The sequence below is a fragment of the Sphingomonas anseongensis genome, assembly GCF_023516495.1.
GTDB lineage: Bacteria > Pseudomonadota > Alphaproteobacteria > Sphingomonadales > Sphingomonadaceae > Sphingomicrobium > Sphingomicrobium anseongensis.
In genome coordinates, this window is sequence record NZ_JAMGBC010000001.1 from 1,733,384 (window position 1) to 1,758,011 (window position 24,628).

A 24,628-nucleotide genomic window follows, 5' to 3' on the forward strand; every position below is an offset into this window, starting at 1 on the left:
CCCGCTCCATCAGCCGCGTTTGTTGCACAGCCGCGCGGCGATGGCGAGAAGCGCCGAGTCGGCGGGTTCGGTGGCGACTTCGACCTCCTGCCACCCCGCACCGGCAGCCCGCGCTGCCTCACCGCTGATTGCAGCGATGCTCAGAATCTTGCGATCGAGCAGCCCCTGATCGGCAAGGTCCTTCAACCGCTGGCCGGCGCGTGGCGAGTGAACGAGCAGGACGGCATCGGCCAATGCCGGCAAGGCCGGGGGCGGTTCGACTGCGACGCTCTCGTAGACCGGAACGGCCTCAATCGATCCAGTGGAGGCAGGGCGCCGGTGGCGGCCGCACAGGTGAAGCAACTTGAGTTTCGGCGAGAGCGACTCGAGTAGATCCCCGACGCCTCCGTTTCCGGCCTTCGCCACGGTCAAACCCGCTTCCTTCGCTGCTGCTGCGGTCGCTTCGCCGACGCAGTAAGTCGGCAAGTCGCGAAAGGCGTCGAGACCCGGCCCCGCCTGGAGCACCGCGTTGGCGCTGGTCAGAAGCACGCAGTCGAACTTCTGCGGATCGGGCGGCGTCCATTCCAGCGCCTCGATTCGAAATAATGGCGCGATCAGCGGATCGAGCCCCATTGCCCGAACGGAGGCCGCGGTCCTGCTCGCGCCCGGCTCAGGCCGCAGGATCGCGACCGGCCTCATGCTTTGGCGAACAGCCTCCGGATCGACTCCGGCGCCCGCTCGAGCATGTCCAGCGCGAGCTTCTCAGCCGACGCGTCATTACCGCACGGGAAGCTGGCCTCGTCGCGAACCCGGTCCTTTCCATCTACCGACAGGATCTCGGCGCGCAGGAAAACCTTCGTCCGCTCAACCGTAGCCAGGGCGGCGACGGGCGAAAGACATGAACCTCCAAGGGCCCGTGCGAAGGCCCGCTCGGCAGTCACCGTGGCCCGGCTTCCCGCGTCGTCGAGCAGCTTCAACAGCTGCAGGCAGTCGGTGTCTTCGGCACGGCATTCGACTCCGAGCGCGCCCTGGCCAGGTGCCGGAAGCATGATGTCGAACGGGATGGACGTACCGACATGATCGAGCTTCAGCCGGTGAAGGCCGGCGGCCGAAAGAATGGTGGCGTCCACTTCGCCGGCCTCCAGCTTCTTCAGGCGTGTATCGACATTTCCGCGCATCGGAATGATCTTCAGATCGGGCCTTGCCGCGAGCAGCTGGGCGGCGCGTCTTGGCGACGAAGTACCGACGACCGCGCCCTTCTTCAGCTGGTCGATGCTCTCCGCGCCGATCAGCTTGTCGTCGACGTAAACCCTCGGCCGGATCGCTGCGAGGCGGATCTCCACGGGGCGGATAACCTCGACGTCCTTCATCGAGTGGACTGCGAAATCGATGTCCCCGTTCAAAAGCGCGGCATCGAGCTCCTTCGTCCAAAGCGCCTTGCCGCCGACCTCGGCCAGCGGGCGGTCGGTGATCTTGTCGCCGCTGGTCTTGATGGAGACGATTTCGACATGCCCCGCCGGCCAGCGTTCGACCACCTCCAGCGCGGAGGCGATCTTTCGCGCCTGTACCATCGCCAAAAGAGATCCGCGGGTGCCAAGTCTGGGGTTACGGCGCATAGCTTCCACTAGTCCAACGGTTCGGGCATTGGGAAGAACGCATGTCGCTCATCCTCGGCCTCGAATCCTCGTGCGACGATACCGCCGCGGCGCTGGTCACCGGCGATCGCCGGATTCTCGCCCAGGCCGTGGTCGGGCAGAACGATGCGCACCGCCCTTATGGCGGCGTGGTTCCGGAGATTGCCGCGCGGGCGCATGTGCAAATCCTTCCCGACCTCATTCGCCATGTTCTCGCCGAGGCGAATACGGACATCGCCGAGGTAGACGCCATCGCCGCGACGGCCGGCCCGGGGCTCATCGGCGGGGTGATGGTCGGTCTACTCACCGGGAAAGGCCTGGCGCTGTCCGCGGGCAAGCCACTGGTGGCGGTCAACCATCTCGAAGGCCATGCGCTGAGCCCCCGCCTCGTCGATCCGGACCTCGATTTTCCCTACCTGTTGCTCCTGGTCTCCGGCGGTCATTGCCAGATCCTCGAGGTGCTCGGCGTAGGCGACTATCGTCGGGTCGCGACGACGATCGACGATGCGGCCGGCGAAGCGTTCGACAAGGCTGCGAAGCTGCTTGGCCTGCCTTATCCCGGCGGTCCGGCGATCGAGCAGCTGGCGAAGGAGGGCGACCCCGGAGCGGTGCCCCTTCCGCGACCGCTGGTGGGCTCGGGCGAGCCGCATTTCTCCTTCGCGGGCCTCAAGAGCGCGGTTCAGCGAGCGGCGGCTTCCGGCGATCATTCGCCCGCCGACATTGCCGCGAGCTTCCAGCAGGCGGTGGTCGATTGCCTGGTCGACCGCGCGCGGCTCGCGCTCGAACGAAGCGACGCGCCGACGCTGGTCGTCGCCGGCGGAGTCGCCGCCAACCAGGCGATTCGCTCGGCGCTCCAGCAACTCGCCACCGGCAGCGGCCGCCGCTTCAGCGTGCCGCCCGGCTGGCTCTGCACCGACAATGCGGCGATGATCGCCTGGGCGGGAGCCGAGCGGTACGAGCGCGGGATGGTCGATGACCTGTCGGTTCCGGCGCGCGCTCGCTGGCCGCTCGATCCCGAAGCCGAGAAGGTCCGCGGCGCGGGGGTGAAGGCATGAAGCGCGTGGCGGTCATCGGCGGCGGCGCCTGGGGCACGGCGCTTGCGCAGGTGGCTGCCAAGGCCGGCCGCGACACCCTGCTTTGGGCGCTCGAAAGCGACGTCGTCGACGGAATCAACGAGAGCCACGAAAACGGCCTCTTCCTGCCCGGAATTCCGCTGGACCCTGCAATCCGCGCCACTGGCGACCTCGACGAGATCGCCGATTGCGACGCGTGGCTGGTGGTCACCCCCGCCCAGCATATGCGCGCGGTTCTCGAGCGAGCGCCGCGCTGCGACGTGCCCCGGATCCTCTGCTCGAAGGGGATCGAGGAGCATCGTGGCGAGCTGCTGCACCAGGTTGCCGCGGAAGCCTGCCCGGGTGCTCCGGTAGCGGTCCTGTCGGGGCCGACCTTCGCTCACGAGGTGGCGAAAGGGCTTCCGACCGCGGTGACTCTTGCGGCCGAGGATGAATCGCTCGGCGCGAGGCTCCGCGCCGGGCTCGCCCAGCCGACCTTCCGGATTTATGCGAGCAATGACGTAGCGGGGGCGGAGATCGGCGGCGCAGTCAAGAACGTGCTGGCGATCGCCTGCGGCGTCGTCGAGGGCCGCGGGCTTGGCCAGAACGCCCGCTCGGCACTGATCGCGCGCGGATTTGCCGAAATGACCCGCTTTGGGGTCGCGATGGGCGCCCGCCGCGAAACGCTCGCAGGCCTGTCGGGACTGGGCGATCTCGTCCTCACCTGCTCGTCGACCAGCTCGCGAAACTATTCGCTCGGGGTAGGCCTCGGCCAAGGCAAGTCGGCCACCGAGCTGATGGCCGATCGGCGAACGGTCGCTGAAGGCGCGTTCACAGCGCCCGTTCTTGCCCGGCTTGCAAAGCAACGCGGGATCGACATGCCGATTGTCGACGCGGTCGACGCGCTGCTCAAAGACGCAAGGGTGGATTCGGTGCTTGAGGCGTTGCTGTCCAGGCCGCCGCGAGTCGAAGGCGTCTAGAAATCGATCGCAATTCCCTTCTTCTCCCAGTCGCCATAGCGGGTCGGGTCGGGCCGCGCCTCCTCGCCCTCGGGAGGGCCGGGGTCGGCGACCGGCTCCGGTTCGGGAACCGGAGGCGACTTGGACAAATGCTTGGGCGGATCGAGATGCCTGGGCCGTTTCATGCCGCCAAGATGAGCTGTGCCTAAGCCGATGCCAAGCGCGGAAGGCGTTCCGGCCCGAAAAGCAGCCCTGCAAATGCTCGATTCAGTCCTTCGCGGCGGGCGGACCCTGGAAGCCGCATCCGGTGGAACCCGCAACCTGCCAGCCAACGACCAGGCGTTCGCGGTTGCCATCGCCGGCGAAGTGCTTCGGCGGCTTCCCGACCTCGATTCGCTGATCGACAGCGCAACCAGGCAGCGGCTCCCGGACGATTCGAAGGCGCGGATGGTGCTTCGGATGGCGCTCGCGCAGAAGCTGGCGCTCAATACGCCCGACCACGCGGTGGTCGCGACCGCGCTCCCGCTGGTCGACGGCGGGCCGCGCCGGCTGGTCCACGGCGTTCTCGGCACTCTCCTTCGCCGGGGCCTCACTGCAAACGAGGCTCCGAATCTCCCACCTGAGGTCGAGGAGCGGTGGGCACAAGCGTGGGGGCGGGATGTCGTCGAGGCCGCACGCCGCCAGATCGCGGCTCGCCCTGCGCTCGACCTCAGCTTCAAGTCGGACGAGGCGGCCCAGCTCTTCGTCGCCGAGACGGGCGCTCGTTCGCTCGCTTCCCGCCATGTGCGCCTCGAGGATTCGGGTTCGGTCGCCGCCTTGTCGGGCTTTTCCGGAGGTGATTGGTGGGTGCAGGACCTCGCCGCGTCGCTTCCCGCGCGCCTCATCCGCGCTGATGCCGGCGACGTCCTGGACCTTTGCTCGGCGCCGGGCGGCAAGGCCATGCAGCTCGCCGCCGCCGGTCACCAAGTGGTTGCTCTCGATTCGTCGAAGCGCCGGCTCCAGCGACTTTCGGAAAACCTCGAGCGCACCGGCCTTTCCGCCGACACGGTCGCGGCCGATGTTCTCGACTGGAAGCCGGACCGGCAGTTCGACGCCATCCTTCTCGATGCACCCTGCTCCGCGACCGGCACCTTCCGCCGCCATCCGGAAGTGCTCTACCGCGCCCGCCCCCGGATCGTCGCCGAATCCGCGGAGCTTCAAGCAAAGCTGATCGCCCGGGCGGCGGACTGGGTCCGGCCGGGTGGAACGCTCGTCTATTCGGTCTGCTCGCTAGAGCCGAAGGAGGGCGAAGAGATCGTCACGGGGTTCCTCGGCAACCGTCGTGACTTCCGAATCGCCGCTCCAGAACTGGGCGAACTGCCCGGCTTCGTGGCGGCGCAACCCGACGGCTGGGTGCGAATCCTCCCGGGCCTCATCGAAAGCGAGGGCGGGCTCGACGGCTTCTTCACCGCGCGCCTTGTCCGCGCCGTTTAATATCGTCTAATCGGGCCAATGGCCGGGCCCCTCATCGCACCTTCGATCCTGTCAGCCGACTTCGCGAAGCTCGGCGAGGAAGTGCGCGCCATCGACGAGGCGGGCGCCGACTGGGTCCATATCGACGTGATGGACGGGCATTTCGTCCCCAATCTTACGATCGGTCCGGCTGTCGTGAAGGCTCTCCGCCCGCACACGTCCAAGCCGTTCGACGTCCACTTGATGATCTCGCCGGTCGACCCGTTCCTGGATGCGTTCGCGGAGGCTGGTGCGGATGTGATCACCGTCCATCCCGAAGCCGGCCCGCACCTCCATCGGACGATCCAGCGAATCAAGTCGTTGGGGAAGAAAGCGGGCGTGTCCCTCAACCCGGCGACCCCGGCGAAAGCGCTCGATTATGTGCTCGAAGAGGTCGACCTGGTGCTGGTCATGAGCGTCAATCCAGGCTTTGGCGGACAGAAGTTCATTTCCAGCCAGCTTCGCAAGATCGAGGCGATCGCCAAGCGCATCGCCAAGGAGAATCTCGACGTCCTGATCGAGGTCGACGGAGGGATCGATCCCGAAACCGCGCCACAGGCGGTGAATGCCGGAGCCAATGTGCTCGTCGCCGGAAGCGCGACGTTCCGCGGCGGTCAGGGCAGCTACGCGGCCAATATCCGGGCGCTTCGGGGAGAGGGATGAGCGCACGGGACGCCGCGGCGCGCGACGTCGTCCGGAAGCTTGCCAAGGGCTCGCTGCTGTCGAGGCTCACCGGTTCGAGGCGGCAGCCGCTTCGCCTGACCGCAGTCCCGCGCGACCATGTCCACGGTGACAGGCGGGCCGGCGATGCGCTTCTTTCCGGAACGTTCGTCTGCGGCCCCGAGACTCTTTCGCTTGCCGATCTCGACTTCGCCGCGGTCGGTGCCGACGGACCGGTCGCCGAGCAGCTCCAGGGCTTTTCCTGGCTTCGCGATCTGGCCGCCGCCGCTACGCGGGAGAAGGGAGCGAAGCTTGCCGAGGCGGTCGTCGGCCGCTGGCTCCTCGCTCATGGCACACGGGTCGACGCCGCCTGGCGGCCCGAACTTTGGGGAGAGCGAATCCTCTTCTGGACAGCTTACGCGCCCTACATCCTGTCGAGCACCGATTCCGGCTACCGCTCCGCGCTCCTCAACACGCTCGCCCGTGGCGCGCGCCATCTAGAATCGAATGCGGAGCGCGCGCCCGCGGGCTTGAAGCGGGTCACGGCCTGGGCGGGCGCTGTCGCCGCGGCGTTGCTGGTCCAGGGCGGAGTGGCCCGTGTCGCCCGCGCCGAATCGGGCCTCGGCCGAGCGCTCTCGTCCGCACAATCCGATGACGGCGGCCTGATCAGCCGCACGCCTTGGGAACAGGCGTTGCTGGTCGATCGGCTCGGCCTTCTTCGCTCGGCTTATTTCGCTGCCAAGCACACGCCACCCGAAAGCTTCGAGACCGCAGCAGCCGCCGCATTGTCGGCGCTCCACGGAGTGATCCTCGGCGACGGCGGATTGTCCAGCTGGGAAGGCGGCAATGCGGGAAGTTCGGCCCGTCTCACAGCGATCGTCGAAGGCTGCGGAATGCGCGCTCGGCCGCTGCGACAGCCGCGTGGTTGGGGCTTCCACCGGCTCTCCGCCCTCGGAACCATCGTCGTGATGGACGCGGCGCCGCCTCCGGCGGCCAAAACGGGCTCCTCCGGCTCCGCTTCGACGTTAGCGTTCGAGCTATCGGATGGGCCCCAGCGGCTGATCGTCAATTGCGGCGGTCCCGGTGCCGGGCCGACGCTCATGCCGCCCGAGCTGGTCAGCGCCCTCCGGACCACTGCCGCGCACAGCACCGTCACCGTGGCCGATAGCAATTCGACCGCGATCCTCTCCGACGGCACCCTCGGCAAGGGCGTCACCGACGTGCTGATCGACCGCACCGAGGACAATGATTCCAGCCGGATCGAGGCGAGCCACGACGGTTATTCGCGCTCGTTCGGCCTGACCCACCGGCGCAGCTTGGTGCTGGGAAACGACGGCAAGGAATTGCGCGGAATCGACGAGCTCGCACCCAAGGGCCGGCGCCGCTCGAAGGACGGAACGTCTTTCGCCATCCGATTCCACCTTGCGCACGGCATCGAGCCGACGATCACCGCTGACGGAATGGGCGCGATCCTGCGCTCGCCGAGCGCACCGCCGTGGAACTTCCGCTCCCGCGGCGCTGCGATCGGGGTAGAGGAAAGCCTTGTCGTCGACGGTCATGGAATCCCGCACCGCACGATGCAGCTGGTGATCAACGGCGAAGCGGCAGCGTCCGGCGCCGAAGTGCATTGGCAGTTCCGCCGCTCGAGTTGAAACGAAGGAGAGATATGTGACCGACCTCGTGCCCGTCCGGAGGGCGCTCATTTCCGTTTCCGACAAGTCCGGGCTCGATGTCCTTGCTTCATCGCTCTCGAAGCGCGGTGTGGAGCTGGTTTCGACCGGCGGGACGGCGGCGAAGCTTCGCGAAAGCGGCGGAACGGTGCGCGACATCAGCGAGCTCACCGGCTTCCCCGAGATGATGGACGGGCGGGTCAAGACGCTCCATCCAAAGGTCCATGGGGGCCTCCTCGGCGTCCGTGACAACGACGAGCACAAGGCTGCGATGCAGGAGCACGACATCGCTCCGATCGACCTCGTCGTCGTCAATCTCTATCCGTTCGAAGCCACCTTGATGCGCGGCGCGCCTCGCAACGAGATCATCGAGAATATCGACATTGGCGGCCCGTCGATGGTGCGCTCGGCGGCCAAGAACCATGCGTTCGTCACCATCGTCACCGATCCGGCGGACTATGACGAGTTAATTGCCGAACTGGAATCCAACGACGGCGCGACCTCCCTCGCGTTCCGCAAGCGGATGGCGGCCAAGGCCTACGCGCTGACCGCCGCCTATGATTCGATGATCTCGCAATGGTTCGCGTTTGGCGACCAGGGGCAGCGCTGGCCCCAAAGCTGGACATTTTCTTCGAAGCTGAAAATGGAGCTCCGCTACGGCGAGAACCCGCATCAGAAGGCGGCGCTCTACATTCCCGCGGGACCGCACGCGCGCGGAGTCGCCCAGGCCGAGCAGGTCCAGGGCAAGGAGCTCAGCTACAACAATCTCAACGACGCCAATGCGGCCCTTGAGCTGGTCTCGGAATTCCGCTCTGGCGAACCGACCGTCGTCATCGTCAAGCACGCCAACCCGTGCGGCGTCGCCACCCGCTCGTCGTTGATCGATGCGTGGGGCGAGGCGCTCGCGTGCGACAGCGTCTCGGCGTTCGGCGGCATAGTCGCCACCAACCGGCCGCTCGACGCGGCGACCGCCGAAGCCATCACCCAGATCTTCACCGAGGTGGTCGTCGCCCCGGATGCCGACGAGGACGCCCGCGCGATCTTCGCCAAGAAGAAGAACCTTCGGCTGCTCCTGACCGGCGAGCTTCCCGATCCGGCCAGGCCCGGCCAGTCGCTCGCGATCATCGCCGGAGGCATGCTGGTCCAGGACCGCGACAACGGAACGATCACCCGCGACCAGCTCAAATGCGTGACGAAGCGCCAGCCGACGGAGCAGGAGCTGCAGGACTGCCTGTTCGCCTGGACCGTGGCCAAGCACGTGAAGTCCAACGCGATCGTCTATGCCAGGGACGGAGTCACCGCGGGTGTCGGCGCCGGCCAGATGAATCGACGTGACAGCGCGCGCATCGCGGCGATCCGGGCACGCGAGGCCGCTGAAGCCGCCGGCTGGCCGGAAGCTCGTACGGTCGGCTCGGCTGTCGCCTCCGACGCCTTCTTCCCCTTCGCGGACGGCCTTCTGTCAGCGGCCGAAGCCGGAGCGACGGCTGTGATCCAGCCCGGCGGGTCAATCCGCGACGAGGAAGTGATCGCCGCCGCCGACGAGGCCGGGCTGGCAATGCTGTTCACGGGCATGAGACATTTCCGGCACTGAGGCTTCGGCCCCAAGGAAGCACGGGCGTCGGGCGAGCGGGGTTGTAAAGCCAGCCGGACTCGGCCACTTTGGCTGGGCGGACCGGGCCCCTCTGGCGCGACTGAGCCTTGGCAAAGGCGCGTGATGTCGGACCGCATCGGATGATCCGGTGCGTCGGCGGCCCTCCCCCCTCGAAGTGCCGGATCTCCGATTAGTCTTTCGCGTTGCTTGCCGCCGCCGTCAGCGCGGGACATCGCCTCCCGTACTCGGGTCTGGAAGGCTGAGCTCGGCGATGTCGCGCTTGCTCATGCGGAACAGCTCGCGGTCCTCCGGCCCGAATCCCTTGGTCCAAAGCACCGCGCCGAAAGCGACCAGGATCACCGGTATGCCGAACACCAGCTCCGCCCATTCGGGCATCAGGATCGCGACCTGGCCGACGACCACGGCTGCGCCTGCCGCCCACACCAGAGGCCAGCGCCAGCCGGACACGGGGGCGTCGAGCAGCCTGCACAGAAGCCGCGATTTGGCGATCGCCGCATAAGCCAGCGATAGCAGCAGAGCGATCGCAGGGCCGGTTGCCTGCCACATGACTGCAAATTCCAGCTTTCGCATGATCAGGATGAGGGCGACCGCGAGCGCCGCCTCGAGAACGATCATGCTGAGGCTGATCCACATGTTGCGGTGGCTCGCGATGTAAATGAGCGCGGCCTCGCTCACCGCGGCCATCGCGGCGACGACCTCGGCGGTCAGCAGGAAGCCGAGCGCTGCAGTTCCGGAAACGAAGTTGGGCCCGACCAGGCCCATCACCCCTTCGCCCGGAATTCCGAGCGCCAGCGCGACGCCCGTCTGCGCTGCGATGACCCAGAAGCCGACCTGCCGGACCTGCCGGGCAACCGCCTGCTTGTTTCCGGCCTGCAGGTTCTGGGCGATCACGGGACCGAGAATCGGGTCGAAGCTCGTCTTGAGCTTCGAAGGCAGGGACGCGACCTGCTGGGCGACATAATAGACGCCGACGATTGCGGGGGAGAAGAACAGCCCGAGCACCGCGATGTCGACCCGGCGCGACCCCCATTCGACCGCGTCCGCGGCGGCGACGGGGATGTTCTTTCGTGCCATCCGCCACAGTGTTCCGGGCTCCGGCCGCCAGTCGTGCGGCAGGCCGTAGCTCTTGAGGAATGGCACTGCCGAGGCGAGCAGCGCGCCGATCATCGACATCACGTAGGCGATGATCAGGCCGTCGCGCTTGTCGAGGAAAGCGAGCACCAGCGCCGCGATGCTGATCGTCCACGGCTCGACGATTGCGCGCGCCCGGACCGTCGCTCCGACGTCGTGCCGGTAAGCGAGTGCGGCGAGCATGATGTCCGACCAGGCCAGCGCGATTATCGTGATCGGCAGCAGCCGGTCGAGCCCGGCGATCGGGCTGTTGGGATACATCGCCTCGGGAAAGACGACGAGGATGCCGATCATCAGCAGCGAGCCGAGGAGGGCGACGACCAGCGCATCCCAGGCGACGCAGGGATGCGGCTTGTCGGTGTGGGCGAGCTGCTGTGCGAGCCCGCGCTTGAGGCCGAGGGTCGCGAGCTGCGCGGCGAATTCGACGATCAGAATCGCGTAGGCGAAGCGCCCGAGAGCGGCGGCTCCGTACATCCGGCCAGCGATGAACAGGAACGGCAGCCGCGCAGCCAGCCGCAATACGAATCCCATGAAGTTGATTCGCCCGCCGCGCGCGAGCGCCGCCAAATCGGCGGTGGGCGCGTTGGCCTGCGGTTCCGGCTCACTCAATGGGCCGCGCCCCAATGCTCGCCCCAGCCGACCTCGACGTCGAGCGGAACGTCGAGCTTCAGCGCCGGCTCTGCGGCCGAGGACATGACCTCGCGAACGACCGCGGCGGCCTCCTCCTCGCGCCCTTCGGGGACTTCGAACACCAACTCGTCATGGACCTGCAGGAGCATCTTCACGCCCTCCAGCCCGGCATCGTCGAGCGCCCGGTCCATGCGCGCCATCGCCCGCTTGATGAGGTCGGCGCTGGTGCCCTGGATCGGGGCGTTGACCGCCGCCCGCTCGGCGCCGCCGCGATGTGACGGATTGCCGGCGCGGATGTTGGGGAAATGAGTTTTCCGGCCGAACAGGGTGCGGGTGAACCCGTTCTCGCGGGCGAACTGGAGCGTCTGCTCGATATAGGTCCGGATGCCCGGAAACCGCTCGAAATAGCGGTCGATGATGAATTTGCCTTCCTCCTTGGAGATTCCGAGGCGCTCCGCGAGCCCCCAGGAAGAAATGCCGTAGAGGATCGCGAAGTTTACGGTCTTGGCCTTGTTGCGGTTATCGCGGTCGGCCGATCCGAACAGCTCTTCCGCGGTCATGTTGTGGATGTCCGCGCCGTCGCGAAAGGCCGTCTTCAGCTGCGGAACGTCGGCCATGTGCGCCGCCAGCCGAAGCTCGATCTGGCTATAGTCGGCGCTCATCAGCACATTGCCGGGCTCCGCGACGAAGGCGTCGCGGATCTTGCGGCCGATCTCGGTGCGAATGGGAATGTTCTGCAGATTGGGGTCGTTGGAGGCGAGCCGTCCGGTCTGCGCTCCAGCCAGCGAGAAGCTGGTATGGACCCGTCCCGTCTCCGGGTTGATCTGCGCCTGCAGGGCGTCGGTGTAGGTGGACTTGAGCTTCGAAAGCTGCCGCCAGTCGAGCACCAGCCGGGCGCATTCGATCCCTTCGCCCGCGAGCCGCTCTAGCTCGTTGACGTCGGTCGAATATTGGCCGCTCTTGCCCTTGCGGTCGCCCTTGAGCCCGAGCCTGCCGTAGAGCACCTCACCCAGCTGCTGCGGCGATCCGATCGTGAAGGGTCCGCAGGCGCTTTCGTAAATCCGTTCCTCGAGCTTGACGATCTCTTCCGAGAATTCGCGGCTGAGCTTTGCGAGATAATCGCGATCGACCTTCACCCCGCGCCGCTCCATCCGGCTGATCACAGGCACCAGCGGCCGGTCGACCCGGTCGTACACCCGGGCGACATTGTCGGCGGCCAGCCGCGGCTTTAGCCGCTGCCAAAGCCGAAGCGTGATGTCCGCGTCCTCGGCCGCATATTCGGTCGCTTCCTTGAGCGGCACCTTGTCGAAGGTGATCTGGCTCTTGCCGGTCCCGCACAGCTGCTTGAACGGAATGCACTCATGCTCGAAGTGCAGCTTCGCGAGCTCGTCGAGCCCGTGGCCGTGAAGTCCGGCGTCGAGGTCGAAGCTCATCACCATCGTGTCGTCGACCGGATCGGTGTCGATCCCCGCCTTGTCGAACATCACCCAGTCGTACTTGAAATTGTGGCCGATCTTTAGGACCGCCGAATCCTCCATCAGCACCTTCAGCTTCTCAAGCACCAGTGCCATCGGAAGCTGGTTGGGAGCGTCCGAATAGAGGTCGGCTCCACTATGTCCGACGGGGATGTAGCAGGCGCGGTTGGGCTCGGTCGCCAGGCTGATGCCCGCGAGGCGGGCGATGATGCAGTCGATGCAGTCAGTCTCCGTGTCGACCGCGACCCGGCCCAGCGCGGTGGCTTCCGCGATCCAGCGGTCAAGCGACTCCTCGTCAGTCACCGTTTCATATTTCGACCGGTCGACGCTGATCGCCTCGGGCTCCGCGGGCCGCGCGGGAGTCGAGGCGATCGACGCTGCGGCAAGGTCGAGCCCGCCGCCGCTGCTGCTCCGGCCGGATGTCGGGCCGCCGTCTCCGGTGAGCCGGTTCAACAGCGCCTTGAAACCCTGCTCCTCCAGGAACTCCTGCAGCGGCTCCTTGGGAATGCCGGTGAGCGCAAGCTCCTCGATCGGCTGCGGAAGCGCCGCATCGCAGACCAGCTCGACCAGCTTGCGCGACAGCCGCGCGTCGTCGGCATAGTCGATCAGCGACTGCCTCAGCTTGGGCTTGGTGATGTTCTCCGCATTGGCCAGCACCGCTTCGAGCGAACCATATTCGGCGATCAGCTGGGACGCGGTCTTCGGGCCGATTCCCGCAACTCCGGGGATGTTGTCGACCTTGTCGCCCATCAGCGCCAATACGTCGCCCAGCTCGGTCGGCCCGACGCCGAACTTCTCGCGCACATAGGCGCTGTCGATCCGCCGGTCGTTCATCGTGTCGAGCATGTCGACCTTGCCGTCCTCTACCAGCTGCATCAGGTCCTTGTCGGAGCTGACGATGGTCACTTTCCAGCCGGCGCGTTTCGCCTCGTGGACGTAGCAGGCGATGATGTCATCGGCCTCCAGCCCCGCTTCCTCGATGCACGGGATCGAGAAGGCGCGGGTGGCGACGCGGATCAGCGGGAATTGCGGGACGAGGTCCTCGGGCGGCGGCGGACGGTGGGCCTTGTATTTGTCGTACATCTCGTTCCGGAACGTGTGTTCCGAAGCGTCGAGAATGACCGCCATGTGGGTCGGCCCGTCAGCCTTGTTCAAGCTGTCGGCGAGCTTCCACAGCATCGTCGTATAGCCATAGACCGCGCCGGCCGGCTGGCCGTGCCGGTTCGTGAGCGGCGGCAGCCGGTGATACGCCCGGAAGATGTAGCTCGACCCGTCGACGAGATAGAGGTGATTGCCGTCAGCCATTGGAGGCGCGGGTTTAGCAATGTTCGTCGGGGAATCTACTGACCGGAATTGATCGGCGCACCCAAAGCGTTACCGCAGAGCCATGGATCTGTTCGCCCAGGCCACTGCTCTCGCCCGCGCCGGCCGGCCGCAGGACGGGGTTCGGCTCATCGAAACCGCGGCAGAAGCCGGCGATCCCGAAGGGGGATTCATCCTCGCTCACTGGCTGCTCTACGCCAGCGACCGCCCGCGCGATTTGAGCGCGGCATGCCGGCTGCTCGAAAGCGCGGCTGACAAGGGAAAGCCGGAAGCCGCCCGAGTCCTCGCCCACCTCACCGCCAACGGCGCCGGGTGCGAGCCTGACGCGCAAAAAGCGCTGGAGCTTCTGAAGCGGGCGGCGGCAACGGATGCGATCGCGTCAGCCCAGCTCGCGATGCTCCCCTTGCTGCGAAGCGAGGATTCCGCCGCTGATTCGGCCAGCGAGCAGGTCTCGGCCGACCCTCATATCGAAATCGTTCGCGCGCTCCTGTCGCCGAGCGAATGCGCCTATTTGATGGAGCGCGCCGAGCCACTGCTAAAGCCCTCGTACGTCGATGACGGGCGGACCGGAATCGGCCGGCCCGACCCGATCCGGACCTCGCACGGCGCTGCCTTCCTCCCGCACGAAGAAGACCTGGTGGTGCAGGCGATCAACCGGCGCATCGCCGCTGCGACCGGTACTCGGACCGGCAATTCGGAAGCGCTGTACGTGATGCGCTACACGCCGGGGCAACAGTACCGGCCGCACATGGACGCGCTTCCGGGCCTGAAGAACCAGCGCGAATGGACGGCGATCGCCTATCTCAACGACGGCTTCGAAGGAGGAGCCACGACCTTTCCGAAGCTCGATCTTTCGCTTCGTCCCGACGCCGGAGACCTTCTCGTCTTCCGCAACAGCGGCGGGGATCAGCAACCGGACCCGCGAATGCTCCACGCGGGCGAGCCGGTCACTGCAGGCGAGAAATGGATCGCCACCCGCTGGATCCGCCACGGACCGCACGACCCGTACGATCGGGGGTAGCGGCGTTCTGCGCGCAACGAGACCGGCGGTCGGGCTGTCTCGGCAGCGAAAGCGACGCTATATTCGGGCATCGGGGAGGCGACCTGATCATGGCCAAACTGTGGACACTCGTTGGCGGTGCGTTGCTGGTCCTGGCGCCGCCTTCCACGGCGAACGCGCAATCCGCCTTGCAATCCGCGCAGCTGGAGCTCGCAAAGCAGGCGGAGAAGCTCAAGCCGGGACAGTGGGTGTGGAAGCCGGAGATCGCGCGCGACGGTCCGGTGCTGGTGTACGTCGACCTCGGCCGGCAGCTTGCGACCGTCTACCGCAACGGGGTCCGCATTGCCGTTTCGACCATCTCGTCGGGCAAGGATGGCTACGAGACCCCTACCGGCGTGTTCACGATCCTCGAAAAGGACAAGGACCACCGCTCGCGCACCTACGATGATGCGCCGATGCCCTACCAGCAGCGGCTGACCTGGAAGGGCGTTGCGATGCACGCGGGCAACCTCCCCGGTTTCCCGGCGAGCCATGGCTGCGTCCGCCTGCCGATGGAGTTTGCGAAGAAGCTGTTCGCGGTCACGCCAATGGGCGGGACGGTGGTCATTGCGGGGGGACACGCCGACCCGGTTAAGCGGCCTGCGGCTGGAGTTCTCGCGCCGGCCCTGGCCGGGGTTACGCCGCCACCCGCGACGCCGCTCACCCCGACTGGGACTTTCACCTGGAACCCCGCTGCCTCGCCGACGGGTCCGGTGTCGATCATCATATCCACCGGCGACCAACAGGTTGTCGTCCTTCGAAACGGAGTGGAGATCGGCCGGGCCCATGCCAACGTCCAGCAGCAGACAACGGAATCCCAGGTGATGACCTTCACCGGCGGCAAGGACCAGCAATGGATCCAGGTCGGCGTTTCCGATCTCCTGGGCCAGCCCGCAGAGGTCATCAGTACCGAGCGGGTCGAGCAGATGCACCTGCCGGCGGCATTCGTCGCCGGGATGCGCTCGGTGATCGCGCCGGGAACGACGGTGCTTGTCACCCAGGCCAGCGTAAATTCGGTTTCGACAGGGCCCCAGGCAACCGTCATGGAAGCCGATGACGGAAAGACGCAGTAAGGATCTTCGACAGTCGATACCGGACTAAGGAACGAGCACGGTGTCCTTCGGTTCGGCCAGCATCTTCGGATAGTCCAGCGTGTAGTGAAGGCCGCGGCTCTCGTGGCGGCTTAAGGCCGACCGAATGATGAGGTCCGCGACCTCAACGAGGTTGCGAAGCTCGATCAAATCCGGGGTCACCCGGAAATGCTTGTAATAGTCGGCGACTTCTCGCCGCAGCAGGTCGATCCGGTGCTTGGCACGTTCGAGCCTCTTGCTGGTCCGGACAATGCCCACGTAATTCCACATGAAGCGGCGGATCTCGCCCCAGGTCTGGGCGATGACGACTTCCTCGTCGCTGTCGGTGACGCGGCTTTCGTCCCAGGCGCGGATCGTCGGAACTTCGGGAAGGGAGTCCCAGCTGGCGAGGATGTGCTTCGCCGCAGCTTCGCCGAACACAAGGCATTCGAGGAGGCTGTTGGACGCCAGCCGGTTGGCTCCGTGAAGCCCCGACTGAGTGACCTCGCCCGCCGCGTACAAGCCCGGCGCGTCCGTGCAGCCGTGCCGGTCCACAAGCACTCCGCCGCAGGTGTAATGCTGGGCAGGGACCACCGGGATCGGCTCCTTCGTCATGTCGATCCCGAGCCCCAGCAGCTTCTCGTGGATGGTCGGGAAATGGCCGATCACGAACTCCGGCTCGCGGTGGGAGATGTCGAGGTGGACGAAGTCCAGCCCGTCGCGTTTGATCTCGTTGTCGATCGCCCGGGCGACGATGTCGCGCGGCGCAAGCTCCGCCCGCTCGTCATAATCGGGCATGAACCGGTGCCCGGTCTTCGGGTTGACCAAAAGTCCGCCCTCGCCGCGAACCGCCTCTGTGATCAGGAAGTTCTTGACCTCCAGATTGTACAGGCAGGTCGGGTGGAACTGCATAAATTCCATGTTCGAGACGCGGCAGCCGGCGCGCCACGCCATTGCGATCCCGTCGCCGGTCGCTCCGCGCGGAGCGGTGGAGAAGAGATAGGCGCGGCCCGCCCCGCCGCTCGCCAGGATCGTCGCGCGGCTTCGAAGAGTCTCCACCTTCTTCTTCTTGCGACTGTAGGCGTAGAGGCCGTGGACGGCGCCGCTGGTGGAAAAATCCGTCGCGTGCCGCCCGGTGATGAGGTCGATCGCCACCATGTCGGGCACGAGCGTGATGTTGGGCTGCTTTGCCGCGGCGGCCTCCAGCGCCTGCTGGATCGCCCGTCCGGTAGCGTCGGCGACATGGACGATCCGCCGGTGGCTGTGGCCGCCCTCGCGGGTAAGGTGAAGCTCGTTCCCTTCGGTCTCGAAGGGCACTCCCAGCTCGGCGAGACGGGCGATCGCGGCCGGAGCCTCGCCGACGACGAATTCCACCACTTCGCGGTCGTTCAGCCCTGCGCCGGCGATCATCGTGTCGTTGACGTGTGCCTCGAACGTGTCGCCTTCCTCCAGCACAGCGGCGATCCCGCCCTGCGCCCAGTTGGTCGCGCCTTCGCCGACCCCGCCCTTGGCGATGACGCCGACCTTGAGGCCGGGCGCGAGGTTCAAGGCCGCGGTCAGCCCGGCGGCGCCGGACCCGACGATCAGAACGTCGAAATCACTGCTCACCCCTCGGCCACCAGGCTCAGGAACACGTCCTCCAGGTCCGGATCGCGGGTCGACACGTCGACGATTCCAAGCCCGTCGGCGGTCAGCGCCCCGAGCACCTGCCCCGCGTTCACCTTGTCCTTCTGGTAGGTGATCTCCAGCGTCCGCTCATCGATCAGCACGATATTGTCGAAGCACGTGTTGGTGGGCACCGCGTCGAGGTCGCGGTCGATGGTCACGACCACCGCTTTTTCCTGTGCCTTGGCGACCAGGTCGCGGGTCGGCTCGTTGGCGATCACCTTGCCGTGATTGATGATCGCGATGCGGTCGCACAGCTCCTCGGCTTCCTCGAGGTAATGGGTCGTCAGGACCACCGTCACGCCCTGCCTGTTGAGCGATCGGACATAGTCCCACAGCTGGCGGCGAAGCTCGACGTCGACCCCCGCGGTCGGCTCGTCGAGGACCAGGATCGGCGGCGAATGGACCATTGCCTTGGCGACCAGGAGCCGCCGCTTCATCCCGCCCGACAGGGTTCGGGCATAAGCATTGGCCTTGTCGCTCAGGTGCATCGCCGCGAGCAGTTCGTCGCTGCGGCGCTGCGAGGGCGCGATCCCGTACAGGCCGGCCTGGATCTCCAGCGTCTCGCGCGGGGTGAAGAAGGGGTCGAAGATGATCTCCTGCGGGACGACTCCGATCGATCGTTTCGAGTTGCGCGGATGCTCGTCGATGTCGAAGCCCCAGATCACCGCCTTTCCGCTGGTTTTCGTTACCAGGCCGGCAAGGATGTTGATCAAAGTCGACTTGCCGGCGCCGTTGGGTCCGAGCAGGCCGAAGATCTGGCCCCGGGGAACGTCGAAGCTGACCGCGTCGAGCGCCAGTTTTCCGCCCGAATAGACCTTGGAAAGCGTTTCGATTCGGATTGCTGCTTCGGGTCCGGCCATGGGTTGCCGCATAGCCGCCGTACCGCCGGTAAGAAAGCGGGCGGGGGTAAATGCCGCCTTAACCCTACGCGGCAGGGTGATCTTGATGTTAACTCCGTAAACGGCCGCCCAGATGAAACGGCTAGGCTATCCGATCACGACCGCTTCGGCGGCGCTGCTCCTCGCGGCGCCGGCGCCGCTGCTCGCCGCCACTCCGGCCGCGCAGGCCGATGCCGGTGCGATCGTGCTGAGGCCGCTGTCGCTCCTCAAGAAAACCAACATGGACTTCGGTACCCTCGCCACGTCGCCGGTGGCCGGGACTGCGACAATCAATGCAGTGACCGGGGCAGTGACGACGACGGGTGGAGTAACCGCTCTCCCGATCGGGACGGCGCCTTCGGCGGCGGCCTTTGTCGGTGCGGGATCGCGCAACGCGCCCTACCAGATCCGGATTCCGAAAGTGCCGGTCACTTTGACGCGTGTTGGCGGAACGGAGACGATGACCGTCACGAACTGGACGCTCGATGGGCCGAGCAACCGAAAAGTGGGTGTCAACCAGGCGTTCGAATTCCACGTCGGCGGGCAGCTCATCGTTGCCGCCAACCAGGCCGGGGGCACCTATGTCGGGACGTTCGACGTGACGGTGCACTACCCCTGATCTTGCCCGCCATGGTTTGCATGCACGGTTAAATTTTCGGGCACCCTTCCTCTTCAATCGCCGGTGACAGGGCCGAGCCTAATTTCTGCGCAACCTTACTCATGCGCGAAAGGAAGCCTCGGTGCGCATTCTCAAGCTGATCTGCGTGGCCAGCCTCGCCGCAACCGCCTTCACCGCCGCCCCTGCAGCCGCTGCGACGCCTGCCGTCCAGGCGGACGGCAAGGCGCTCATCCTCGTCCCGCTCACCCTGACGAAGATCCAGGACCTGGATTTCGGCGCAATAGTGCCGTCCGCCGTCTCGGGCGCGGTCGTCATCAATGCAACTACGGGCAATCGCACGATGATCGGCGGAGTGACCGGAGTTCCCAGCGATGCGGGATTCAGGGCCCGATTTGCGGGCGCCGGCTCGCCCAGTCAGCAGGTCATCATCACGATGAACCCGCCCGCCCAACTCGACGATGGCAGCGGCAACACGATCGACGTCCTCGGCCTCACGATGGACGGCCCGGCGATCCGGACGATCGATCCGGTCACCCGCGCCTTCTTCCTCGGCGTCGGCGGCACGATAATGATCAATCCGAACCAGGTCGCCGGCATCTACACCGGGCAGTTCGACGTCACCGCCAACTACCAGTAGCCCACACAGCCGCTTGTCGCGGCTGGCGGTCGACCTTAAGTGGCGGAGGAAATGACAGCACCTCCGCCACCTGAAACTTTCAAGGTCCCGACGCTCCAGGTCATATGCGACGGGTCCGGAGCGGTCTCGCCCGAGCTGGGACACCCGCGCGTGTACCTGCGCATGGATCCGGCGGTGGGATTCGTGGAATGCGGCTATTGCGACCGCCGCTTCATCCTCAAGGGGGGGCCGGCGGACACGCCCAAGTGAACCCCCGCAACCTCCTCTACCGGACACTCGATCCCGACGAGGCCCGCAAGCTTGCGGCCCGCCACCTTTCCCCCTGCGACGACGGCGAGCTGTTCCTCGAACATAGCGTCAGCGAGGCGTTCGGCTTCGACGACGGGCGGCTGAAGACAGCAAGTTACGACAGCGCTTCCGGCTTCGGCCTTCGCGGGGTTACCGGGGAAACCACCGCCTTCGCCCACGCCAACGAGATCAGCGCGGCCGCCATCGACCGGGCGGCCGCTACACTTCGGCTGCTCGACCCGGCCAAAGGAGCTCCGGCGCCTCCGCCGCAGCGGACCAACCAGGCGATGTACGGCTCGGACAACCCGCTGACCGAGGTGCCGTTCGCCGACAAGGTCGCGCTTTGTCAGCAGATCGACGCCGCGGCCCGTGCCCGCGACCCGCGCGTGGCGCAGGTCAGCGTCGCGCTGAGAGGCAGCTGGCGGGTCATCGAAATCCTTCGGGCCGACGGCTTTGCCGTTTCCGACGTTCGGCCTTTGGTGCAGCTGATGGTGCAGATCGTCACCGCCGACGGCGACCGGCGCGAAACCGGCATGTTCGGCCTCGGCGGCCGGCACCTTTACGACAATCTGTTGGATCCGGCAGTGTGGAACCGCTGCATCGACGAAGCCTTGCGGCAGGCGCTGACCAACCTCGGGTCGGTTGCTGCGCCCGCGGGCGAAATGCCGGTCGTTCTCGGCTCCGGCTGGTGCGGCGTTCTCCTCCATGAGGCGATCGGCCACGGGCTCGAAGGCGACTTCAACCGCAAGGGAACGTCCGCCTTCAGCGGCCGAATCGGGGACCGCGTGGCGGCCCCCGGAGTGACCGTGGTCGACGACGGGGCGATGGAGCAGCTTCGCGGATCGCTGACGATCGACGACGAAGGCACGCCGACCCGCCGCAACGTCCTGATCGAGGACGGCATCCTGAAGGGCTATCTGCAGGACCGGCTCAATGCCCGGCTGATGGGAATGGAGCCGACGGGCAGCGGCCGCCGCGAAAGCTTCGCCCACGCGCCGATGCCGCGGATGACCAACACCTTCATGCTCGCCGGCAACGACGATCCGGGCGAGCTGCTAAGCCGCGTAAAGGATGGCATTTACGCGACCAGCTTCGGCGGCGGGCAAGTCGACATCACCAGCGGCAAGTTCGTCTTCAGCTGCACCGAGGCCTATCGGATACGCAACGGCAAGGTCGCCGAGCCCGTCAAGGGCGCAACCCTGATCGGGGACGGGCCGACGGTGCTGACGCGCATCAAGGGCATCGGCAACGACTTCGCGCTCGACGAAGGAATCGGCGTTTGCGGCAAGGGCGGCCAATCGGTGCCCGCCGGAGTCGGACAGCCCTCGCTCCTGGTGGACGGGCTTACGGTGGGCGGAACCGCCGCGTGAGCGCTGGCGGCTGGCGCTCCGACGTTCTCAAATTCTGGTTCGGCTTGTCCAAGGAGCAATGGTGGCGCGGCCCGCCCGAGCTCGACGAGCAGGTCCGCGAGCGGTTCCTCGACCTGTGGAAAGACAAGCGGCAGCTCCCCGCCCACTGCTTCCTCGACGATCCGCTGACGGCGCTGGCGGGGGTCATCCTGTTCGACCAGTTCCCGCGCAACATGTTCCGCGGCCACGCCGAGCAATTCGCCACCGATCCGCTGGCGATTGCCATCGCCAGGGGCGCCATCGAACGGCAACTTGACGAGCAGCTGGAGCCGGCGGAGCGCGGCTTCCTCTACATGCCGTTCCAGCACAGCGAAAAGCTCGAGGACCAGGACCGGGCGATCCTGCTGTTTACGGCGCTCGGCGACTGCGAACAGCTGGATTATGCGAAGAAGCACCGCGACGTCATCGCCCGCTTCGGCCGCTTCCCGCACCGCAATGCAATGCTCGGACGCAGGCCCAGGGCTGACGAGATCGCAGTCGGCGACGTCGTGCCCTGGTGAGCGGGCTCGCCGTAGCAGGACGGTTCAACTGGCCTTACCAGGCCGAGCTATTCCGCCTCTTTCTGGGAAGCCACGGCGTGGAAGCGGTCGTGTTCGACACGCAAAGTGCCGGCTATTCGGAAGGCGCTCTGGTGGGCACTCGCGTCATGGTTCTGGAGGAGGATCTGGACGAGGCCCGGCGGCTGCTGGAGGAGTACCAGCCCTAGAGCAGGTGGGCGACCGGCGAGAGGTCGAAGCCGGCGCCGGAAACCGCCCGCTCGATTTCCTCGACGCTTGCACCTTGGCCTCGCCGAGCCACCGCCCAGGTGAGTGCGGAGCGATTGCCCGAGCGGCAATATGCGAGCAGCTTGCCCTCGGCGGCGTCCATCGCCTCCTGCATCGACTGGACGTCGGCAGGACCGATTCCGCGGATGATCGGGACATGCCGGAACTGCAGTCCGTGCTGCTCGGCGGCGCTTTCGATTTCGGCCGCGGACGGCTGGCCGGGATCCTCTCCGTCCGGGCGGTTGCAAACGATCATCGTCACACCCGACGCCTTCAGCGCAGGAAGGTCAGCGGGATTGATCTGCCCGCTGACCAGGGTCCTGTCGTCGAGCTCGCGGATCATCCCCGCTCGGGCTGCGTCGCCGGCTCCGGCGTCGGCGCAGGAGCAGGAGCAGGTGCGGGTTGTGCGGCCGGCATCGCCGCCGGAGGCGCTTCCGAGCCGGCCGTCAGCCCGTAATATTCGAGGTAGGGCTGGATGTCCGGATCGCGCCCGGTGAACCCGCGATACATTTCCGCGAGGTCGAGCGTGTTGCCGCGCGACAGCACCATGTCGCGGAAGCGCTGACCGTTCTCGCGGGTCAGGCCGCCGTGGCTCTCGAACCACTGGGCCGCATCCTCTGCGAGCATCCGGGTCCACGGGTAGGCGTAATAGCCGGCCGCATAGCCCCCGCCCCAGATGTGGGCGAAATAGCTCGTTCGGTAGCGGGGCGGCACGTGTGCCGTGTCGTATCCGCTGGCGGCAAGCGCCTGGGCCTCGAACTTGTCGACATCCTGCCTGGGAGCGTCCGCCCCGAGCGAGTGCCAATCGAGGTCGAGCCGCGCCGCCTCCAGGACTTCGCCATTGTCGAAGCCCTGGTTGAAGGTGCGCGAACGCTTGATCTTGTCGACCAGCGCCTGGGGGATCGTCTGCCCGGTCTGGTAGTGGACGGCGTAGTGCGGGAGCACCTTCGGATCGAGCGCCCAATGCTCGTTGAACTGCGACGGGAACTCGACGAAGTCCCGGGCGACGTTGGTTCCCGAAAGCGTCGGATAGGTCTCCGCTGCGAACAAGCCGTGGAGAGCATGGCCGAACTCGTGGAACATGGTCGTCACGTCGTCCCAGCTGATCAGCGCCGGCTGTCCGGGCGCGGGCTTGGTGAAGTTGGCGACGTTGTAGATCACCGGCTTCGTGCCGCGCAGGTACGACTGGTTGACCAGGTTGGACATCCAGGCGCCGCCGCCCTTGTTGTCGCGCTTCCAGTAATCGAAATACATCAGCGCCATCGACTTCCCGTCGGAGTCGAAGACCTCATAGGTCATCATGTCCGGATTCCAGGTCGGAAGGTCTTTCCGCTCCTTGAACGTGATCCCGTAGAGCTGGTTCGCGGCAAAGAAGACGCCGTCGTTGAGAACCTTGTGGATCTCGAAATATGGCTTCAGCTCGTCCTGGTTGAGGTCGTAGCGCTGCTTGCGGATCTGCTCGGCGTAATGGTTCCAGTCCGCAGCCGTCGGAGTGAAGTCGGCGCCCTGCGACTTGGCCAGCGCCACGATGTCCGCCCACTCCTGCCTCTGCTTGGCCGCGGTCGCCGGAGCGAGCCGGGTGAGGAAGCCGAGCGCCGTCGCGCGATCCTTCGCCATCTGGTCCGACAAAGTGTAGTTCGCATAATTGTCGAAACCGAGAAGCGCCGCCTTCTGGGCGCGGAGCTGGGCAAGCTCGCTGACCAGGTTGCGGGTGTCGTTCTTGTCGCCGTGCTCGGCCCGGTTGATGCTCGCGTCGAACAAGGCCTGGCGGGTCGCGTGGCTGGACAGCGAGGTCGCTGCGGGCTGCCGGGTCGTGTTCTGAAGCGGGAGAACGTAGCCGTCGAGCTTGCGGTCCTTCGCCGCCTGGGCAGCGGCCGCGATCTCGGCTTCGGACATTCCGGCGAGCGCCGCCTTGTCGGTAACGTGGACCGCGCCGGCCTTGGTCGCTGCAAGCAGCGTCTGGCTGAACTCGGTCGAAAGCGTGCTCAGCCGCTCGTTCATCTGCTTGAGCTGGGTCTGCTTCTCCGGCGACAGCTGGGCGCCGGCCTTGATGAACTGCTTGTAATAGACGTCGAGGAGCTTCGCCTGCTCGGGGTTGAGGTTCAGGCTAGCCTGGTTGTCGTGGAGGGTCTTCACACGGGCGAAGAGCGGACGGTTGAGATAGATATAGTCGTTGTGCGCCGCGAGAAGCGGGGAGGTCTTGGTCTCGATATCCTGGAGCGTGTCGTTGGTGTTCGCCCCGCTGACCGCGAAGAAGGCGAGCGCCGCGCGCTCCAGCAGCTGCCCGGACCGCTCGAGCGGAACCAGCGTGTTGTTGAAGGTGGGCGGCGCCGGGTTGTTGGCGATCTGCGCCACCTCGCGCTTCTGCGCGGCCATCCCGGCCATCAGCGCGGGCAGGTAATCGCTGTCCTTGATCTTGGAGAAGTCGGGGGTCTGAAGGTAGAGCGTGCTCGGCTTGGCGAACGGATTGGACGCCGGAAGCGCCGTCGACGAAGCGGCGGTCTTCGCAGGTGCCGCGAAGGCCGGGCTGACAATCAGTGCGGTGGCTGCGGTGGTCAGAAGAAGCGTGCGGAGCATGGACTATCCTTCGTTGGCATTCGATTCCGGTTGAGACTCGGGTCGTTTCGCAAGGCTGAATGG

23 protein-coding genes are annotated in these 24,628 nt (G+C 66.4%); 14 read left to right on the forward strand and 9 right to left on the reverse strand.

The window, feature by feature from the left end; translation table 11 throughout:
• Positions 1-9: 9 nt before the first annotated feature.
• Together LZ519_RS08955 and hemC are read right to left on the reverse strand one after the other, a co-directional pair.
• Complete coding sequence (locus tag LZ519_RS08955; RefSeq protein ID WP_249868333.1) at positions 10-678, reverse strand: uroporphyrinogen-III synthase; 669 nt, start codon at positions 676-678, stop codon at positions 10-12.
• Positions 675-1,595 (reverse strand): hydroxymethylbilane synthase, encoded by a 921-nt coding sequence (gene hemC, locus LZ519_RS08960; protein ID WP_283937311.1) that lies wholly within the window; start codon positions 1,593-1,595, stop codon positions 675-677. The genes LZ519_RS08955 and hemC overlap by 4 nt, the downstream gene beginning before the upstream one ends.
• 41 nt (positions 1,596-1,636) lie before the next feature.
• Here hemC and tsaD point away from each other — a divergent pair, with 41 nt between their 5' ends.
• Both tsaD and LZ519_RS08970 read left to right on the forward strand, forming a co-directional pair.
• Positions 1,637-2,668: a tRNA (adenosine(37)-N6)-threonylcarbamoyltransferase complex transferase subunit TsaD gene (gene tsaD / locus LZ519_RS08965; protein WP_249868335.1), complete on the forward strand. Its 1,032-nt coding sequence runs from the start codon at positions 1,637-1,639 to the stop codon at positions 2,666-2,668.
• The gene (locus tag LZ519_RS08970; RefSeq protein ID WP_249868336.1) at positions 2,665-3,645 is read left to right on the forward strand and encodes an NAD(P)H-dependent glycerol-3-phosphate dehydrogenase; all 981 of its coding nucleotides are present in this window, start codon (positions 2,665-2,667) and stop codon (positions 3,643-3,645) included. The genes tsaD and LZ519_RS08970 overlap by 4 nt, the downstream gene beginning before the upstream one ends.
• Here the strand turns inward: LZ519_RS08970 and LZ519_RS08975 are convergent.
• Positions 3,642-3,809 carry a DUF1674 domain-containing protein gene (locus LZ519_RS08975; RefSeq protein WP_249868337.1) on the reverse strand — a complete coding sequence of 56 codons (168 nt, stop codon included), beginning with the start codon at positions 3,807-3,809 and terminating at the stop codon, positions 3,642-3,644. The two genes, LZ519_RS08970 and LZ519_RS08975, sit on opposite strands and share 4 nt — an antisense overlap.
• A gap of 28 nt (positions 3,810-3,837) precedes the next feature.
• Here LZ519_RS08975 and LZ519_RS08980 point away from each other — a divergent pair, with 28 nt between their 5' ends.
• The 4 genes from LZ519_RS08980 to purH are packed head-to-tail and all read left to right on the forward strand — an operon-like array spanning position 3,838 to position 9,036.
• Positions 3,838-5,097 carry an RsmB/NOP family class I SAM-dependent RNA methyltransferase gene (locus LZ519_RS08980; RefSeq protein ID WP_249868906.1) on the forward strand — a complete coding sequence of 420 codons (1,260 nt, stop codon included), beginning with the start codon at positions 3,838-3,840 and terminating at the stop codon, positions 5,095-5,097.
• 18 nt (positions 5,098-5,115) lie between these two features.
• Positions 5,116-5,778: a ribulose-phosphate 3-epimerase gene (gene rpe, locus LZ519_RS08985; RefSeq protein WP_249868338.1), complete on the forward strand. Its 663-nt coding sequence runs from the start codon at positions 5,116-5,118 to the stop codon at positions 5,776-5,778.
• A complete protein-coding gene (locus LZ519_RS08990; RefSeq protein WP_249868339.1) occupies positions 5,775-7,427 on the forward strand; it encodes a heparinase II/III family protein in 1,653 nt (550 codons plus the stop codon). The genes rpe and LZ519_RS08990 overlap by 4 nt, the downstream gene beginning before the upstream one ends.
• Positions 7,428-7,443: 16 nt before the next feature.
• Entirely contained in the window at positions 7,444-9,036 is a 1,593-nt protein-coding gene (purH, locus tag LZ519_RS08995; protein WP_249868340.1) for a bifunctional phosphoribosylaminoimidazolecarboxamide formyltransferase/IMP cyclohydrolase, read from the forward strand.
• 219 nt (positions 9,037-9,255) lie between these two features.
• On the opposite strand, the gene LZ519_RS09000 is transcribed toward purH, so the two are convergent.
• Both LZ519_RS09000 and polA read right to left on the reverse strand, forming a co-directional pair.
• Positions 9,256-10,797 (reverse strand): lipopolysaccharide biosynthesis protein, encoded by a 1,542-nt coding sequence (locus LZ519_RS09000; RefSeq protein WP_249868341.1) that lies wholly within the window; start codon positions 10,795-10,797, stop codon positions 9,256-9,258.
• A complete protein-coding gene (gene polA, locus LZ519_RS09005) occupies positions 10,794-13,598 on the reverse strand; it encodes a DNA polymerase I (RefSeq protein WP_249868342.1) in 2,805 nt (934 codons plus the stop codon). Before polA ends, LZ519_RS09000 begins: the two co-directional genes overlap by 4 nt.
• Before the next feature lie 82 nt (positions 13,599-13,680).
• Between polA and LZ519_RS09010 the strand changes: the two genes are divergently transcribed.
• On the forward strand, positions 13,681-14,637 hold the full coding sequence (locus tag LZ519_RS09010; RefSeq protein WP_249868343.1) for a 2OG-Fe(II) oxygenase: 957 nt from the start codon (positions 13,681-13,683) through the stop codon (positions 14,635-14,637).
• Between the two features lie 89 nt (positions 14,638-14,726).
• Positions 14,727-15,728 (forward strand): L,D-transpeptidase family protein, encoded by a 1,002-nt coding sequence (locus tag LZ519_RS09015; RefSeq protein WP_249868344.1) that lies wholly within the window; start codon positions 14,727-14,729, stop codon positions 15,726-15,728.
• A gap of 24 nt (positions 15,729-15,752) precedes the next feature.
• Here LZ519_RS09015 and nadB read toward each other — a convergent pair whose 3' ends face one another.
• The gene (gene nadB / locus LZ519_RS09020) at positions 15,753-17,333 is read right to left on the reverse strand and encodes an L-aspartate oxidase (protein WP_249868345.1); all 1,581 of its coding nucleotides are present in this window, start codon (positions 17,331-17,333) and stop codon (positions 15,753-15,755) included.
• On the reverse strand, positions 17,330-18,253 hold the full coding sequence (locus LZ519_RS09025; RefSeq protein WP_249868346.1) for an ABC transporter ATP-binding protein: 924 nt from the start codon (positions 18,251-18,253) through the stop codon (positions 17,330-17,332). Before LZ519_RS09025 ends, nadB begins: the two co-directional genes overlap by 4 nt.
• 112 nt (positions 18,254-18,365) lie before the next feature.
• On the opposite strand from LZ519_RS09025, the gene LZ519_RS09030 reads away from it, so the two are divergent.
• The 6 genes from LZ519_RS09030 (at position 18,366) to LZ519_RS09055 (ending at position 21,930) form a co-directional block, all read left to right on the forward strand.
• The gene (locus tag LZ519_RS09030) at positions 18,366-18,890 is read left to right on the forward strand and encodes a DUF4402 domain-containing protein (RefSeq protein WP_249868347.1); all 525 of its coding nucleotides are present in this window, start codon (positions 18,366-18,368) and stop codon (positions 18,888-18,890) included.
• A 121-nt stretch (positions 18,891-19,011) separates the two neighbouring features.
• Positions 19,012-19,527, forward strand: coding sequence for a DUF4402 domain-containing protein (locus LZ519_RS09035; RefSeq protein ID WP_249868348.1), 516 nt, complete (start codon positions 19,012-19,014; stop codon positions 19,525-19,527).
• 51 nt (positions 19,528-19,578) lie between these two features.
• Positions 19,579-19,776, forward strand: a complete 198-nt coding sequence (locus LZ519_RS09040; protein WP_249868349.1) for a zinc-finger domain-containing protein — start codon at positions 19,579-19,581, stop codon at positions 19,774-19,776.
• Complete coding sequence (tldD, locus tag LZ519_RS09045) at positions 19,773-21,185, forward strand: metalloprotease TldD (protein WP_249868350.1); 1,413 nt, start codon at positions 19,773-19,775, stop codon at positions 21,183-21,185. Before LZ519_RS09040 ends, tldD begins: the two co-directional genes overlap by 4 nt.
• The gene (locus tag LZ519_RS09050; RefSeq protein ID WP_249868351.1) at positions 21,182-21,724 is read left to right on the forward strand and encodes a DUF924 family protein; all 543 of its coding nucleotides are present in this window, start codon (positions 21,182-21,184) and stop codon (positions 21,722-21,724) included. Before tldD ends, LZ519_RS09050 begins: the two co-directional genes overlap by 4 nt.
• On the forward strand, positions 21,721-21,930 hold the full coding sequence (locus LZ519_RS09055) for a putative signal transducing protein (RefSeq protein ID WP_249868352.1): 210 nt from the start codon (positions 21,721-21,723) through the stop codon (positions 21,928-21,930). The genes LZ519_RS09050 and LZ519_RS09055 overlap by 4 nt, the downstream gene beginning before the upstream one ends.
• Here LZ519_RS09055 and LZ519_RS09060 read toward each other — a convergent pair.
• Positions 21,927-22,331 carry a protein tyrosine phosphatase family protein gene (locus LZ519_RS09060; RefSeq protein WP_249868353.1) on the reverse strand — a complete coding sequence of 135 codons (405 nt, stop codon included), beginning with the start codon at positions 22,329-22,331 and terminating at the stop codon, positions 21,927-21,929. The genes LZ519_RS09055 and LZ519_RS09060 overlap by 4 nt on opposite strands.
• The gene (locus tag LZ519_RS09065) at positions 22,328-24,565 is read right to left on the reverse strand and encodes a M3 family metallopeptidase (RefSeq protein ID WP_249868354.1); all 2,238 of its coding nucleotides are present in this window, start codon (positions 24,563-24,565) and stop codon (positions 22,328-22,330) included. Before LZ519_RS09065 ends, LZ519_RS09060 begins: the two co-directional genes overlap by 4 nt.
• Positions 24,566-24,628 lie beyond the last annotated feature (63 nt).

Bases quoted from the DNA above. Each gene is read 5' to 3' on its own strand.
- rpe (WP_249868338.1), top strand. From the start codon at position 5,116: ATGGCCGGGCCCCTCATCGCACCTTCGATCCTGTCAGCCGACTTCGCG.
- LZ519_RS09015 (WP_249868344.1), top strand. From the start codon at position 14,727: ATGGCCAAACTGTGGACACTCGTTGGCGGTGCGTTGCTGGTCCTGGCG.
- LZ519_RS08970 (WP_249868336.1), top strand. From the start codon at position 2,665: ATGAAGCGCGTGGCGGTCATCGGCGGCGGCGCCTGGGGCACGGCGCTT.
- LZ519_RS09040 (WP_249868349.1), top strand. From the start codon at position 19,579: ATGACAGCACCTCCGCCACCTGAAACTTTCAAGGTCCCGACGCTCCAG.
- LZ519_RS08955 (WP_249868333.1), bottom strand. From the start codon at position 678: ATGAGGCCGGTCGCGATCCTGCGGCCTGAGCCGGGCGCGAGCAGGACC.
- polA (WP_249868342.1), bottom strand. From the start codon at position 13,598: ATGGCTGACGGCAATCACCTCTATCTCGTCGACGGGTCGAGCTACATC.
- LZ519_RS09030 (WP_249868347.1), top strand. From the start codon at position 18,366: ATGAAACGGCTAGGCTATCCGATCACGACCGCTTCGGCGGCGCTGCTC.
- LZ519_RS08990 (WP_249868339.1), top strand. From the start codon at position 5,775: ATGAGCGCACGGGACGCCGCGGCGCGCGACGTCGTCCGGAAGCTTGCC.
- LZ519_RS09010 (WP_249868343.1), top strand. From the start codon at position 13,681: ATGGATCTGTTCGCCCAGGCCACTGCTCTCGCCCGCGCCGGCCGGCCG.
- LZ519_RS08975 (WP_249868337.1), bottom strand. From the start codon at position 3,809: ATGAAACGGCCCAGGCATCTCGATCCGCCCAAGCATTTGTCCAAGTCG.
- LZ519_RS09065 (WP_249868354.1), bottom strand. From the start codon at position 24,565: ATGCTCCGCACGCTTCTTCTGACCACCGCAGCCACCGCACTGATTGTC.
- hemC (WP_283937311.1), bottom strand. From the start codon at position 1,595: ATGCGCCGTAACCCCAGACTTGGCACCCGCGGATCTCTTTTGGCGATG.
- LZ519_RS09060 (WP_249868353.1), bottom strand. From the start codon at position 22,331: ATGATCCGCGAGCTCGACGACAGGACCCTGGTCAGCGGGCAGATCAAT.
- LZ519_RS09025 (WP_249868346.1), bottom strand. From the start codon at position 18,253: ATGGCCGGACCCGAAGCAGCAATCCGAATCGAAACGCTTTCCAAGGTC.
- LZ519_RS08980 (WP_249868906.1), top strand. From the start codon at position 3,838: ATGCCAAGCGCGGAAGGCGTTCCGGCCCGAAAAGCAGCCCTGCAAATG.
- tsaD (WP_249868335.1), top strand. From the start codon at position 1,637: ATGTCGCTCATCCTCGGCCTCGAATCCTCGTGCGACGATACCGCCGCG.